The following is a 14,927-nucleotide window of genomic DNA, read 5'->3' on the forward strand; positions in this document are numbered from 1 at the left end:
CCGGCGGGAAACGTCGGCCAACTTATACCCCAGGAGAGAGACTCATGAACTGCCGCCCGACCCCCATCGCCGCCTGCCTGGCGCTCGCCTTCGCCGTGCCGGCGTCCGCCGACGACGCCGTGCGGCTCGACCCGCTGGTCATCACCGGCAGCCGCGTCGAGCAGAACACTTTCGACCTGCCGGCGGCGATCGACGTCGTCGATGTAGCGAGCGTCGGTGCGACGCAGGCGAAGGTCAATGCTTCGGAAGCGCTGGCCGGCGTGCCGGGGATCGTCGTCCAGAACCGCCAGAACTACGCCCAGGATCTGCAGATTTCGTCGCGCGGCTTCGGCGCCCGCACCGCTTTCGGGGTGCGCGGCATCCGCCTGGTCGCCGACGGCATCCCGGCATCGATGCCGGACGGGCAGGGCCAGGCGGCGACTTTCAACCTCGACCGCGCCGAGCGTATCGAGGTCATGCGCGGTCCCTTGTCGGCGATCTACGGCAACGCGGCGGGCGGCGTCATCCAGTTGTTCACGCCGGATGGCAAGGGCCGGCCGAGCGTCGCAGGGCGCTTCAGCGCCGGCAGCGACAGCAGCTGGAAAGCCGACCTGTCCAGCCAGGGCGAGGTCGGCGGCGTCTCCTACGTGGTCGATACCTCGCGCTTCGTTTCCGACGGCTACCGCGACCACAGCGCGGTCCGGCGCGACCAGTCGCTGGTCAAGCTGGGCGTCTCGCCGAGCCAGGACGGGCGGCTGACTTTCGTTGCCAGCAGTTTCAACCAGGTGGCCGACGATCCGCTCGGCCTCGACTGGGCGACCGCCCGCAGCAAGCCGAAGAGCGTCGTGCCGGCGGCGCTCGCCTACGACACGCGCAAGCGGATCAGTCAGCAGCAGGGCGGGCTGAACTACGAGCACCGTTTCGGCGAAGACAGGCTGCAGTTGTCGGCCTACGCCGGGCAGCGTTCGGTGATCCAGTACCAGTCGATTCCGACTTTCGTCCAGGCCAACCCGCGCCATTCCGGCGGCATCATCGATTTCGAGCGCAGCTTCGCCGGCGCCTCGGCGCGCTGGATCGCCCGCCGCCAGGTCGCTGGTGGCGGCCTGACGACGACGTTCGGTGCCGATTACGAGCGTTCGGTCGATGATCGCCAGGGCTTCGAGAATTTTGTCGGTGCGACGCTCGGCGTCAAGGGTGCCTTGCGCCGCGACGAGACCGACCGCGTCGCGGCGAGCGGCGTCTATGTGCAGAGCCAGTGGCAGGGCGAGCGCTGGAACTTCAGCGGCGGCCTGCGCCACAGCCGCGTCGCCTTCAAGGTCAGCGACCACTACAGCGTCGGCGTCAATGGCGACGACAGCGGTTCGGTCGATTACCGGAAGACGACGCCGACGCTGGCCGCGATGTACGCGCTGACCCCGGCGGTCAATCTCTACGCCAGCGTTGCCCGCGGCTTCGAGACGCCGTCACTGAACGAGCTGTTCTATTCCGGTCCGGGCGCGACCTTCAGCTTCGACCTCAAGCCGGCCACCAGCACCCACCTCGAAGCCGGCATCAAGGCCATGCTCGGCGACAACGCGCGGCTCGACGTCGCGCTGTTCGAAGTGCGCACCAAGGACGAACTGGTCGTCGCCGCTTCCGCTGGCGGCCGTACCAGCTACATCAACGCCAGCCGGACGCTGCGCCGCGGCGTCGAGGCTTCTCTCGACGCCCGCTGGGCCGGCGGCTTCTCCGGCCGGCTCGCCTATACCGGCCTGCGCGCCGAGTTCGACAAGGCCTATACCGGTAGCAGCGGCGTCGTCGCTGCCGGCAACCGGCTGCCCGGCGTGCCGTCCTCGCAACTGTTCGGCGAACTGGCCTGGAAACACGCGGCGAGCGGTTTCCAGGCGGCGATCGAAGGCGTGGCACGCAGCCGGGTCTATGTCGACGACCGGAACGCGGCGCGCTCGGCGCCCGGCTACGCGATCGCCAACCTGCGCTTCGCCGTCGAGCGCAACTACGGCGCCTTCTCGGTCGGCAGCTTCCTGCGCATCGACAACCTGTTCGACCGCGAGTACATCGGTTCGGTGGTGGTCGGCGACGGCAACGGTCGCTACTACGAACCGGCGCCCGGCCGCGCCTGGCTGGCCGGGGTGAGCCTGAAGCACCAGTTCTGAGCGCGGCTCAGACGACGCCCTGGGCGAGCATCGCGTCGGCGACCTTGACGAAGCCGGCGACGTTGGCGCCATCGACGTAGCTGACCTTGCCTTCGGCGTTGCGGCCGTAGCGCAGGCAGGTTTCGTGGATGTCGACCATGATCCGGTGCAGCCGGGCGTCGACTTCCTCGCGCGGCCAGGAGAGGCGCATCGCGTTCTGGCTCATTTCCAGGCCGGAAGTGGCGACGCCGCCGGCGTTGCTCGCCTTGCCCGGGGCGTAGAGCACGTCGCTCGCTTCGAACAGCTTCACCGCCTCGGCGGTCGACGGCATGTTGGCGCCCTCGGCGACGCAGATCGCGCCGTTGGCGAGCAGGCTGCGGGCATCGTCGGCGTCGAGTTCGTTCTGCGTCGCGCAGGGCAGGGCGACGTCGACTGGCACCCGCCACGGCTTCTCGCCGGGCAGGAAAGTGGCGCCGACGCGCGCCGCGTAGTCGCTGACGCGGCCGTAGCGGTGGTTCTTCACCTCCATCAGTTCGGCGAGTTTTTCGGCGCTGAAGCCATCCTCGTCGACCACCGTGCCGCTGGAATCGGAGACGGTGACGACGCGGGCGCCGAGCGCCATCGCCTTCTCGACCGCGTACTGGGCGACGTTGCCGGCGCCGGAGACGCTGACGCGCAGGCCGTCGAAACTGCGGCCGCGCAGCTTGAGCATTTCCTCGGCGAAATAGACGGTGCCATAGCCGGTCGCTTCCGGGCGGATCAGCGAACCGCCGAAGCTCAGGCCCTTGCCGGTGAACACGCAGTCGGCGCGGTTCGAGAGCTTCTTCATCATGCCCGCCATGAAGCCGACCTCGCGGCCGCCGACGCCGATGTCGCCGGCCGGTACGTCGGTATCGCTGCCGATGTGGCGGAACAGTTCGCTGACGAAGGCCTGGCAGAAACGCATCACTTCGCCCGGGCTGCGGCCCTTCGGGTCGAAATCGGAACCGCCCTTGCCGCCGCCCATCGGCAGCGTGGTCAGTGCGTTCTTGAAGGTCTGCTCGAAGGCGAGGAACTTGAGGATCGACAGATTGACCGAGGGATGGAAGCGAACGCCGCCCTTGTAGGGGCCGATCGCCGACGAGTGCTGGATGCGGTAGCCGCGATTGACCTGGACCGTGCCGTGGTCATCGACCCAGGAAACGCGGAACATGAGCACCCGCTCCGGCTCGACCAGGCGGTCGAGCAGGCCGTGTTCGGCGTAGCGGGGATGTTGCTGGATGAACGGCCAGAGGCTTTCGATGACCTCGGCGACCGCCTGGTGGAATTCGGGTTGCCCGGGGTTTCGTGCGGCAACATCTTGGTTGAATTCTTCGAATGACTTGTAACGCACGCTGCGGGCTCCCTGGTTTTTTGCTTGGATCAGTGTGGTGTGGCGGCGGCCGGCTGGATGACTTCGACGACGGTCAGCCGGCGGCTGTTGCCGCCGGGGAAATCCCAATCGATTTCATGGCCGACACCGAGGCCGATCAGCGCGGCGCCGACCGGGGCGAAGACCGAGACCTTGCTGGCCGCCGGGTCGGCCGCGTCGGGATAGACGATCTCGACCTGGCGGCTGTTGCCGGTTTCCTGTTCGGTATAACGGACGCGCGATCCCATCGTGACGATATCGGCGGGTATTGAGTCGTCGGGGATAACAATGGCGCGCTCAAGCTCGTCGCGCAGATCGTCGGGCGGCTGGATTGCCATCAGGCGAACGAAATCGCTCTCCCTGATGATCAGGTTGTTCTGCTGCATTTATCTGAATTTTCTGGTGATTTTTGTTGATCGGTTTTTTGTGTCGTGGGATTCCGGATGGTAGAAGGAAGTCCAAGGCTTGATAAGCCGGCGACTTTGCACAAGACTGTTTCTTTTGGAATAACAATCGGAGTGCGCATGCACGACATCAACGACATGCTGCTGTTTGCCCAGGTGGTCAAGGCGCGCAGTTTTTCCGGGGCGGCGCTGCGCCTGGGAATTTCCAAGTCGCGCGTCAGCAAGTCGGTGGCGCGGCTCGAGGCGACGCTCGGTGTCCGCTTGCTGCAACGGAGCACGCGCCGCCTCAGTCTGACCGAGGTTGGCGAGGCTTATTTCGAGCATTGCGACCGCATCCTCGACGAAATGGCGCAGGCCGAAAGCACGATCGGCAGCCTGCACCGTGAGCCGCGCGGCAAGCTGCGCTTCAGTGCGCCGGTCGCTTTCAGCACCCTGCACGTGGCGCCGGCGCTGGCCGATTTCATGCTGCAGTACCCGGAACTGTCGGTGGATATGACGATCAGCGACCGCCTGGTCAATCTGGTGGACGAGGGTTACGACCTGGCGCTGCGCATCGCCCCGGCGCCCGGCGACAATCTGGTCGCCCGGCGGTTGGCGCCGATCCGTCGCAAGATCTGCGGCAGTCCGGCCTACCTGGCGCGTTGGGGCGTGCCGGAAAAGCCGGAGGATCTGGCCGGGCACAACTGTCTCGACTACACCTACCTGACGACGCAGGGCTTCTGGCATCTGCGCGGTCCGGCCGGCGACATCTCGGTGCCGGTGGCGGGCAATCTGCGCATCAACGACGACGAGGCGCTATCGCAGGCGGTGCTGGGCGGGCTGGGGCTGGCGCTGCTGCCGACCTTCATTGTCGGCAGCGAGTTGCAGGCCGGGCGCCTGGTCGAGGTGCTGCCCGGTTATGTGCCGGTCGAACGCTTCATCTACGCGGTGCATCTGCCGAACCGGCATCTGCCATTGAAGGTGCGCGCCTTCATCGATTTCCTGCAGCAGCGCTTCGGCGACGAGCCCGAATGGGATCGCCCGGCATTGCCGGGCAGCGAGCGGCGCTGGCTAGGGCTGAGCCGCTGAGCCTCAGGCGCGGTGGTTCATCAGCGCCTTCAGGCCGTTGACGTTGAGGATGCGGATGTGTTTTTGCTGCACCGCGATGTAGCCTTCTTCCTGGAAACGCGAGAAGGCACGTGACACGGTTTCCAGCTTGAGGCCGAGGTAGCTGCCGATTTCCTCGCGCGTCATGCGCAGGTAGAACTCGGCGTGCGAGAAGCCGCGCGCCGTGAAACGCTGCGACAGGTTGAGCAGGAAGGCTGCGAGGCGCTCTTCGGCGCGCATCGTGCCGAGCAGCATCATGACCCCGTGGTCGCGGACGATCTCGCGGCTCATCACCTTGTGGAAGTGATGCTGCAGGTTGTGGATCTCGCGCGACAGGCTTTCCAGCCGGTTGAACGGGATCGCGCAGATCTCGCTGTCTTCCAGCGCGATGGCGTTGCAGGTGTGGTGTTCGGTGCTGATGCCGTCGAGGCCGAGCAGCTCGCCGGCCATCTGGAAGCCGGTGACCTGGTCGCGGCCGTCCTCGAGCAGGACGTCAGTCTTGAAGAAGCCGCTGCGGATTGCGTAAATTGCGTCGAAGGCTTCGCCGGCGCGATACAGGTGATCGCCGCGCTTGATCCGGCGGCGGGTCGAAATCAGGTCGTCGAGACGCTCAAGTTCCTCGAGGCTGAGGCCGAACGGCAGGCAGAGTTCGCGCAGGTTGCAGTTGGAGCAGGCCGTCTTGATGACGGTTAGCGTCATCTCCTGATTCAGCGGGATTGGGCTTGGCATTGGCAACCTGCGTTGGCTTGATCCATGTCAACCGGAAATGCGATCCATCCCCACATAATCGGGCCTAAACTTGGCGCCATGTTCAATGAATTTCGCAACTGAAAACCTCGTCTTCGACCCACAGATCATTCGCCGTTTCGACGTAAACGGCCCCCGATACACGTCGTATCCCACAGCAGACCGCTTCGTCGAGGCTTTCGACGCCGAGGCCGCGGCACTCTGGCTTGGCAAACGCAACATCGGCGGTATTAGCCGACCGCTCTCATTATACTTCCACATCCCTTTCTGTAACACCATCTGTTACTACTGCGCCTGCAACAAGATCATCACCAAGGATCACGGGCGCAGCGCCAAGTACCTGAAGTATCTGGGCAAGGAGCTGGCGCTGCAGAGCGCTTCGCTGGAAGGCAGGGATGGCGAGCACGAGGTGATCCAGCTGCACTGGGGCGGCGGTACGCCGACCTTCCTGTCACACGATGAGATGCGCCAGTTGATGGCGGAGACGCGCAAGCATTTCAAGCTGCTCGACGGCGGCGAGTATTCGATCGAGGTCGACCCGCGCAAGGTCGACACGGCAACCGTGGCCCTGCTCGGCGAACTGGGTTTCAACCGGATGAGCGTCGGCGTCCAGGATTTCGACGAGCGCGTGCAGGTTGCGGTCAACCGCGTGCAGACCGAGGAGGAAACGGCGAACGTGATCAGCGCGGCACGCGCCAACGGTTTCAAGTCGGTGTCGATCGACCTCATCTACGGTCTGCCTTTCCAGAGCGTGATGGGTTTCAACCGGACGCTGGAGCGCGTCCTGGCGATGGATCCGGACCGCCTGTCGATCTACAACTACGCGCACCTGCCGGGGCTGTTCAAGCCGCAACGGCGGATTGCCGACGCCGACCTGCCGAACGCCGACACCAAGCTGCAGATTCTGGCCCTGGCGATCAAGAAGCTGACCGAAGCCGGTTACGTCTTCATCGGCATGGACCACTTCGCCAAGCCCGACGACGAGCTGGCGGTGGCGCAGCGCCAGGGGCGCCTGCACCGCAATTTCCAGGGCTATTCGACCTACGCCGATTGCGACATGCTGTCCTTCGGCATCTCGTCGATCAGCAAGGTCGGCCCCACCTACTACCAGAACGTCAAGACGCTCGACGAGTACTACGACCGGCTCGACGCACCAATGCTGCCGGTGGTGCGCGGCATCGAGCTGACCGCTGACGACATCCTGCGGCGTTCGATCATCCAGGCGCTGATGTGCCATTTCGAGCTGTCGATCGAGAGTATCGAGAGTTCGCACCTGATCGACTTCCACAAGTATTTCGCCGCCGAGATCGAGGATCTGCGCGAGATGGAGCGCGGCGGGCTGCTCAAGATCGAACGCGACTGGATCACCGTACTGCCGCCGGGGCGCATGCTGGTTCGCGTCATCGCCATGGCTTTCGACCGTTACCTGCGGGCCGATCGCCAGCGGACGCGCTATTCCAAGGTGATCTGAGCAAGGTGCCAGGAAGCTGCGGCGCGGGTTACACTGCGGGTTTTCCTGTTGTCAGCCTTGTGCCATGCCAGATTCCGGCTTCCTAGCATTGTTTCTCGTTGGTCTGCTCGGTGGCGCACATTGTGTCGGCATGTGCGGCGGCATCGTCGGCGCGCTGGCGATGGGCAGTCCGGCCCGCTGGTCGATGCACCTTGCTTACAACGGCGGGCGCATCCTTTCCTACGGCCTGGCCGGGGCGCTTGCCGGGGCGCTCGGCGCCGCCGGCCTGGGCCTCGAAGGGCAGGTGCCGGCGCGACTGATCCTCTACCTGTTCGCCAACCTGATGCTGATTGCGCTCGGTTTCTACCTGATCGGCGCCACCCAGGCGCTGGCCTTTACCGAGCGCCTCGGCCAGTCGCTGTGGCGGCGGTTGCAGCCGCTGACCCGGCGCTTCCTGCCGGCGACGCGGGTCAGCCAGGCCTTTCCGCTCGGCATGCTGTGGGGCTGGCTGCCCTGCGGTCTGGTCTATAGCGCGCTGGCGAGCGCCCTGTCGGCCGGTTCGGCGCAACGCGGCGCCTTGCTGATGCTGGCTTTCGGCGCCGGTACCCTGCCCAATCTGCTGCTCGCTGGCATCCTGCTGGCGCGCCTCAACGAATTCGTGCGCCGGCCGGTGGTGCGCTGGACGTCCGGGCTGCTGGTGCTAGGCTTCGGCGTTTATGGGCTGCTCGGTCTGCCCTATCTGCTGGAAGCGAGCTGAGATGGAATCCGACCAGACCCGGCAAGTGGTCGAGTTTTCAATCGCTGGGATGACTTGCGCTGCCTGTTCGACGCGTCTGGAAAAGGTCCTCAACCGGCAACCCGGCATGCAGGCCAACGTCAATCTCGCCGCCGAGCGGGCGCGCGTGCGCTTGAGCGGGGTCGGCGTTGAAGCCGTGATTGCTGCAGTGGCCAAGGCCGGCTTCAGTGCGGCGGTGGTCGACGCCGGCACCCGGGAGCGGGAGAAGGCGGAGAAACTGCGCGTCTATCAGAGCGAAATCCGCCGTTTCTGGATCGCTGTTGCGTTCAGTCTGCCGCTGGTCGGCCAGATGTTGTTCATGTTCGGCGAGCATGCCATGCACAACGAACTGCCGCGCTGGCTGCAGTTTGCACTGGCGACACCGGTGCAGTTCTGGATCGGCTGGCGTTTCTACGATGGTGCCTGGAAGGCGCTGCGCGGCGGTGGCGCCAACATGGACGTGCTGGTCGCGCTCGGCACCAGCATGGCCTGGGGCTTTTCGACCGTCGTGACTTTGCTGGGTCTGAGCGAGCAGCATGTCTATTTCGAGGGCGGGGCGGCGGTGATCACCCTGGTCCTGCTCGGCAAGCTGCTTGAGGCGCGGGCCAAGGCGCGTACCTCGGAGGCGATCGAGTCGCTGATCCGCCTGCGCCCGAAGACGGCGCGCGTCGACCGCGACGGCCAGTGGATCGAATTGCCGGTCGATGCGCTGATGCCGGGCGATGTCTTCCTGGTCCGCCCGGGCGAGAGCGTGCCGGTCGATGGCGAGGTGATCGACGGCGCATCGAGCGTCGACGAGGCGATGCTCACCGGCGAGAGCATGCCGGTCGGCAAGCGTGCCGGCGACAAGGTCTTCGCCGCCACCGCCAACGCCAGCGGCAGCCTGCGCTGCCGCGCCACCGGTGTCGGCGAGCAGACGCTGCTCGCCGGCATCATCCGCCTGGTCGGCGAGGCGCAGGGTTCGAAAGCGCCGGTGCAGCGACTGGCCGACCGGATTTCCGGGATCTTCGTGCCGGTGGTGTGCACCATCGCACTGGCGACCTTTGCCGGCTGGTGGTGGGTCGGCGGTGATTTCGCGACGGCGCTGGTCAATGCCGTCGCCGTCCTGGTCATCGCCTGCCCGTGCGCGCTCGGTCTGGCGACGCCGACGGCGATCATGGTCGGCACCGGGCAGGGCGCCCGTGCCGGCATTCTGGTGCGCAATGCCGAGGCGCTCGAACGCGCCGAGAAGATCGCCGTGCTGGCGCTCGATAAGACCGGCACGCTGACCGCCGGCCAGCCGCAGGTGACCGACGTGCTGCCCTTCGGCATCGGCCGCGAGGAAGCGCTGGAACTGGCGGCGGCGCTCGAGCATCACTCCGAGCATCCGCTGGCGCGGGCGGTGATCGCCGCCGCCGATGGACTCGAACTGCCGGCGGTGAGCGGTTTCGTCGCGACGGCCGGGCACGGGGTGAGTGGCGAGATCGGCGGCCGTCGTCTGCGGCTGGGGGCGCCGGGCTGGCTTGGGCTGGCCGGCGACGGCGCGGTCGAGGCGCTGCAGGGCGCCGGCAAGACGGTGATCGCGCTGGCCGAGATCGACGCCGACGAAAAAGTTACGCATCTCCTGGCCCTGATCGCCATCGCTGATGCGCTGCGGCCGACTTCGCGCGAGGCGGTGGCCCGCCTGCGCGAACGCGGCATCCGGGTGGTCATGCTGACCGGCGACAACCCGGCGACGGCGGCGGCGATTGCCGCCCAGGCCGGGATCGACGAATTCCGCGCCGGCATCCTGCCGGGCGACAAGGCGGCGGCGGTCAATGCGCTGAAGGCGGATGGCCAACTGGTGGCGATGGTCGGCGACGGCATCAACGACGCCCCGGCGCTGGCGGCGGCCGACGTCAGTTTCGCGATCGGCGCCGGCTCCGACGCGGCGATCGAGGCTGCCGACCTGACGCTGATCCGCAACGACCTGCTCGGCGTCGCCGAAGCCATCGCCTTGTCGGCCGCAACGCTCGGCAAGATCCGGCAGAACCTGTTCTTCGCCTTCATCTACAACGTTCTCGGCATCCCGCTGGCGGCGCTCGGGTTCCTCAGCCCGGTGGTGGCGGGGGCGGCGATGGCGATGAGTTCGGTATCGGTGGTGAGCAATTCGCTGCTCCTCAGACGCTGGCGTCCGGCCGGCGCCCGGGGGCGTTGACGGTGATGCCCAAACGCACAGCCGACCTCTTCCGCGCGACGATGGACGCGGCGCAGGTCGGGATTTTTGTCCTGGCGCGGGGGCGTTTCCTCTACGTCAATCCCTACATGTGCAAGTTGTTCGGCTATGCCGAGGTGGATTTCGTCGATCGCCTCGGTCCCTATGACCTGGTCGTTGCCGAACAGCACGCGCGGATCACCGAACAGCTGGCCCGCCGGCCGGGCAGCAGCAACGCCGACGCCACCGAGTTTACCGGCCGGCGCCAGGATGGCAGCCGGTTCACCATGTCGGTGCTCGGCATGCCCTCGCGTTTTGATGGGCAGGTGGTCGCGGTCGGTACGGTCATTGACATCACCGACCGCAAGCATGCCGAACAGCGCATCCGCGAACTGGCCGATTTCGATGCCCTGACCGGTCTGCCCAACCGGCGCCTGCTGCACGACCGCATCGAGCAGATGATTGCCGCCGCCGAGCGCGACAAGCACGGCGCAGCGCTGCTCTTTCTCGATATTGATCACTTCAAGCGGGTCAACGACTCGCTCGGCCACAGCGTCGGCGACGACCTGCTTTGCGCGCTGGCGCAGCGCTACGTCAAGGTGGTGCGACGGATCGACACGCTGGCCCGCCTGGGTGGTGACGAGTTCATCATCCTGCTGCCCGAGGTCAATGCCGCAGCGGCGGCCGATGTTGCCCGCCGCGTCCTGGAGATCGCCGCCTCGCCGTTTTCGGTCGGCGGTCATGCGCTGACCGTCACCTCGTCGATCGGCATCGCCCTCTATCCGCAGGACGGCAAGGACATCGACACCCTGCTCAAGAACGCCGATACGGCGATGTACAAGGCCAAGGACCTCGGCCGCAACACCTTCCAGTTCTATTCCTCGGATATGAACATGGCGACGCTCGAGCGCCTGATGATGGAGAGCAACCTGCGCCAGGCGTTGACCGAGGAGCAGTTCGTTCTTCACTACCAGCCGCTGGTCAGCCTGTACAACGGCGAGATCGTCGGTGTCGAGGCACTGATCCGCTGGCTGCATCCGCGCCTGGGCACGATCATGCCCGACCGCTTCATCGCCGTTGCCGAAGATAGCGGGATGATCAATCCGATCGGCGACTGGGTGCTCTTCGAAGCCTGCCGACAGGCCCAGGCCTGGATAGCCGAAGGCCTGCAACTGCGGACGATGGCGGTGAACGTGGCACCGGTGCAGTTCCGCCAGGCCGGTTTCGTCGAGATGGTTGCCGGCGCCTTGAGTGCGACCGGGCTGGTAGCCGAGTGCCTGGAGCTCGAACTGACCGAGCGCACCGTGATGCACGACGCCGAATTCACCCTCGGTACCCTGTCGGCGCTGAAGCGGATGGGGGTCAGCCTGGCGCTCGACGATTTCGGCACCGGCTATTCCTCGCTCGCCTACCTGAAGCGTTTCCCGGTCGGCAAGCTGAAGATCGACCGTTCCTTCGTCATGGACCTGGAGACCGACGCTGACGATCAGGCGATCGCCTCGACCATCGTCAGCATGGGGCGCAGCCTGCGCTTGACGGTCCTGGCCGAAGGCGTGGAAACTGCCGAGCAACTGGCCCTGCTGCGCAAGATGGGTTGCGGCATGGTGCAAGGCTTTCACTACAGCCGACCGCTGGCCGCCGCCGAAATGACCGAGTTGCTGCGCCGCCAGCCTTTTCTCCACAGGGACTGAAACATGGAAAACACCGAAATCCGGATCGGCGGCATGAGCTGCCAGGGCTGCGTCAAGAACATCAGCGGCGTCCTCGGCGGCCTGCCCGGCGTCGCCTCCGCCGAGGTCTCGCTGGAAGCGGCGCAGGCACGCGTCGCCTACGACCCGCAACAGGTCAGCCGCGCCGAACTGCTTGCTGCCATCGAAGACGCGGGTTTCGACGCCGCATAATTCCGGCGATGACGGCACCGCCGGAAAACGACTGCCTGTTGCTGGCCCGGGCCTTGCCCGAATCCGATCTGCCGGCGACCTACGGCCTTCCCGACCCGACCCGGCTGCCGGCCTTGTTGCGCTGTTTCACCGGGGTCTATGAGGCGCAGTATGCTCTGCCGTCCGAGCTGCTCGCGCGCCATGGCGAGCATCCTGCGATCAGGGCGGCGATCGTGGCGTACGCTGCCGGCGAACCGCTGCTCCTCGTGCGCTTCTCCCGCGCCCGCCTGGCTGACCTGCTGGCGATACTCCTGCAGCAGGGTTTTGCCGGGTTTTCCCAGGTTTGCCGCTTGTCTTGAATCCCGATTGACTTGTGTTCCGCGCGTGACGATGCTGTTACTGCTTGTAACGGAATCGCAAATGCGATAGATTCGCGTCTGCAATCAAGCAAGCCAGCCTGAAGCCAGCCAGCTTTTCCCCAACCGTTTTGCCGTTGGGATGTCCTGGCCGCTTCCCTCTGCTGGCAGCTCTTGTCCGGATGTCCCGCCGCGGCCTCAATCCAGGATACGAGAGTGAAACGAAAAGCTCAGAAAGTCACGCTGCCGGCCAGTTTCCGGACCTTGCCCCAGACCCGTTCGTTGAAGAAGACCGGCATTGCGCTGGGTATCTCGACGACGATGCTGGCACCGGTTGCCGCGTTTGCCGCCGAAGCGGCGAGTGAAGCCGAAATGGCGCCGGTCACCGTCGTCGAACGCGTCATCGACCACAACCCCTACGCCGAGCCGGATGCACCCTACAAGGCGCGCGTTTCCGGCGACGAGCGGCGCAAGAGACCGCTGGCCGAGACGCCGGCCAACATCAGCGTGCTGACCAAGACGCAGATCGAGGATTCGGGCTACACCGACCTGCGCGACATCCTCGACGCGCAACCCGGCATCACGCTTGGCACCGGCGAAAACGGCAACGCTTTCGGCGACCGCTACATCATCCGCGGCCAGGAAGCGCGCAGCGACGTTTTCGTCGATGGTCTGCGCGACCCGGGGATGTCGATCCGCGAAAGCTTCGCCGTCGAACAGGTCGAAGTCTCCAAGGGGCCGAGTTCCAGTTTCGCCGGCCGCGGCACCGCCGGCGGCGCGATCAACTCGATCACCAAGCAGGCGACCACCGACTACGATTTCACCAAGCTCTCGGTCGGCCTGGGCACCGACGACCATCGCCGCGTCACCGTCGACACCAATTACGCGCTGACCGACAACGTTGCGGTGCGCGCCAACCTGCTCTACGGCTATGAGGAAGTGCCTGACCGCAATCCGGCCGACCGCGAGCGCAAGGGCGTCGCGCTGTCCACGCTGATCAAGCCGAACGAGCGTTTCGACATCCTGCTCGACTATTACGGTTTCCGCGGCGACGACCGCCCCGACCTCGGCGCTTATCTCTACGGCGCCTTGCCCAACCGCAAGCCGTTCAAGGACGCACCGGTCTATGCGCAGGATGAGGACTTCCTGAAATCCGACGTCGATACTTTCACGGCACGCCTGAAGTACCGCTTCAACGACAACGTCCGCCTGACCAACGCGACGCGCTGGGGCAAATCCGACAATGGCTATGTCGCCACCGGCGCCAGCTACAACAGCGACAGCAGCCTCAACCTGTCCACCCACCAGGGCTGGCAGGAAGTCGATTACTTCGCCAACCAGACCAACCTCTTCGTCGATACCGTGATCGGTGGCATGAAGCACGAGTGGAACCTTGGCCTCGAATACACCGACCATTCGGTGCTCAACGGTGTTTATTTGATGGACGGTACGACCCGGGTCAGCAATGTTCCGTTCAGCGCCATCGACGGCGGTGTTTCCCGCGTCAACATCCGCAAGGGCGACTGGGACATCGACTGGAACGTCAAGACGGTTTCCGCGTCGCTGATGGATACGGTCGATCTGACCGAGAAGTGGACGGCCTTTGCCGGCGTTCGCTACGACCATTTCAAGTACGACATGAAGGCGTTCTGGAACCACGACGCCAGCAACGCGACGCCCAACGTGCTCGGCAACTTCAAGTATTCCGACTCGCTGTGGAACGGCCATCTCGGGCTGACCTACAAGTTCCGCCCGGACGCCAACGTCTACCTGACCTACTCGACGGCGAGCGACGTCAACGGCGGCGAGTCCGACGTCGGCACCGGCAGCGGCTACGGTGGCGTCGTCGTCCTGCCCAACGGGACGAACAACGGCTATATCGGCGCTTCGCCGGAGAAGACCGAGAACATCGAATTGGGGACCAAGTGGAACTTGCTCGGTGGCAAGCTGCTGGCAACTGCCTCGCTGTTCCAGATCAGCAAGTCGGATGTCATGGAGGGCGCCGACTATGCGACGGTCGGCACCTTCAACACCGGCGAGAACCGCGTGCGCGGCATCGAGTTCGGCCTGGCCGGCAACCTGACCGACAAGCTGAGCGCCTTTGCTGGCGTCACCTTCATGGACTCGGAAGTGACCAAGTCGGCGAACCCGGAGAACAAGGGCAAGACGCTCAGCAACTTCGCCGACAAGACGGCGTCGGCGCAGTTGCGTTACCAGGCGACGCCGAAATTCGCCTTCGGCACCGCAGTCAAGTACGAGAGCAAGAAGTACGCGGGGCAGCCCGACACCGCCGCCGGCTACGTCACGGCGGCGCAAGTCGCCGCCGGCAGCCAGCCGGCGTCGAACCTCGGTGCCTACACCCAGCCGATCCCGGCCTACACGGTGTGGGACCTGTTCGCCGAGTACCGGGTGACCAAGGCGGCCAAGCTGCGCCTGAACGTCGGCAACGTCTTCGACAAGGATTACTACCTTGCCGGCTACCGTTCGGGGTCCTTCCTCTACAAGGGCGATGCCCGCAACGCCAGGCTGACGCTCAATTACGAGTTCTAAGCCGC

The 14,927-nt window shown here is 65.5% G+C and carries 12 protein-coding genes; 9 read left to right on the plus strand and 3 right to left on the minus strand.

All coding sequences use genetic code 11. The annotated features are described in order from the left end of the window. Nucleotides 1-44 precede the first annotated feature (44 nt). A complete protein-coding gene (locus tag ACE3OV_RS09340) occupies nt 45-2,132 on the plus strand; it encodes a TonB-dependent receptor family protein (protein WP_374326746.1) in 2,088 nt (695 codons plus the stop codon). A 7-nt stretch (nt 2,133-2,139) separates the two neighbouring features. On the opposite strand, the gene gdhA is transcribed toward ACE3OV_RS09340, so the two are convergent. Together gdhA and rnk are read right to left on the minus strand one after the other, a co-directional pair. Then, nucleotides 2,140-3,483, minus strand: coding sequence for an NADP-specific glutamate dehydrogenase (gdhA, locus tag ACE3OV_RS09345; protein ID WP_374326747.1), 1,344 nt, complete (start codon nt 3,481-3,483; stop codon nt 2,140-2,142). A gap of 29 nt (nt 3,484-3,512) precedes the next feature. Further along, entirely contained in the window at nt 3,513-3,887 is a 375-nt protein-coding gene (rnk, locus tag ACE3OV_RS09350; RefSeq protein WP_374326748.1) for a nucleoside diphosphate kinase regulator, read from the minus strand. Nucleotides 3,888-4,025: 138 nt separating this feature from the next. Between rnk and ACE3OV_RS09355 the strand changes: the two genes are divergently transcribed. Further along, nucleotides 4,026-4,973 carry a LysR family transcriptional regulator gene (locus ACE3OV_RS09355; RefSeq protein ID WP_374326749.1) on the plus strand — a complete coding sequence of 316 codons (948 nt, stop codon included), beginning with the start codon at nt 4,026-4,028 and terminating at the stop codon, nt 4,971-4,973. A gap of 3 nt (nt 4,974-4,976) precedes the next feature. Here the strand turns inward: ACE3OV_RS09355 and fnr are convergent, their stop codons facing one another. Then, entirely contained in the window at nt 4,977-5,690 is a 714-nt protein-coding gene (fnr, locus tag ACE3OV_RS09360) for a fumarate/nitrate reduction transcriptional regulator Fnr (protein WP_374326750.1), read from the minus strand. Between the two features lie 115 nt (nt 5,691-5,805). Here fnr and hemN point away from each other — a divergent pair, with 115 nt between their 5' ends. The 7 genes from hemN (at nt 5,806) to ACE3OV_RS09395 (ending at nt 14,922) form a co-directional block, all read left to right on the plus strand. Further along, nucleotides 5,806-7,209, plus strand: coding sequence for an oxygen-independent coproporphyrinogen III oxidase (gene hemN, locus ACE3OV_RS09365; protein WP_374326751.1), 1,404 nt, complete (start codon nt 5,806-5,808; stop codon nt 7,207-7,209). Nucleotides 7,210-7,273: 64 nt separating this feature from the next. Continuing rightward, entirely contained in the window at nt 7,274-7,945 is a 672-nt protein-coding gene (locus ACE3OV_RS09370) for a sulfite exporter TauE/SafE family protein (protein ID WP_374326752.1), read from the plus strand. A 1-nt stretch (nt 7,946) separates the two neighbouring features. Then, nucleotides 7,947-10,139: a heavy metal translocating P-type ATPase gene (locus tag ACE3OV_RS09375; RefSeq protein WP_374326753.1), complete on the plus strand. Its 2,193-nt coding sequence runs from the start codon at nt 7,947-7,949 to the stop codon at nt 10,137-10,139. Nucleotides 10,140-10,144: 5 nt separating this feature from the next. Next, entirely contained in the window at nt 10,145-11,827 is a 1,683-nt protein-coding gene (locus tag ACE3OV_RS09380; RefSeq protein ID WP_374326755.1) for a putative bifunctional diguanylate cyclase/phosphodiesterase, read from the plus strand. Nucleotides 11,828-11,830: 3 nt separating this feature from the next. Then, the gene (locus ACE3OV_RS09385) at nt 11,831-12,037 is read left to right on the plus strand and encodes a heavy-metal-associated domain-containing protein (RefSeq protein WP_374326756.1); all 207 of its coding nucleotides are present in this window, start codon (nt 11,831-11,833) and stop codon (nt 12,035-12,037) included. Between the two features lie 8 nt (nt 12,038-12,045). Continuing rightward, on the plus strand, nt 12,046-12,375 hold the full coding sequence (locus tag ACE3OV_RS09390; RefSeq protein WP_374326757.1) for a hypothetical protein: 330 nt from the start codon (nt 12,046-12,048) through the stop codon (nt 12,373-12,375). A gap of 213 nt (nt 12,376-12,588) precedes the next feature. After that, nucleotides 12,589-14,922 (plus strand): TonB-dependent receptor, encoded by a 2,334-nt coding sequence (locus tag ACE3OV_RS09395; RefSeq protein ID WP_374326758.1) that lies wholly within the window; start codon nt 12,589-12,591, stop codon nt 14,920-14,922. Nucleotides 14,923-14,927: the final 5 nt, after the last annotated feature.

The organism is Azonexus sp., assembly GCF_041909095.1.
Classification (GTDB): Bacteria; Pseudomonadota; Gammaproteobacteria; order Burkholderiales; family Rhodocyclaceae; genus Azonexus.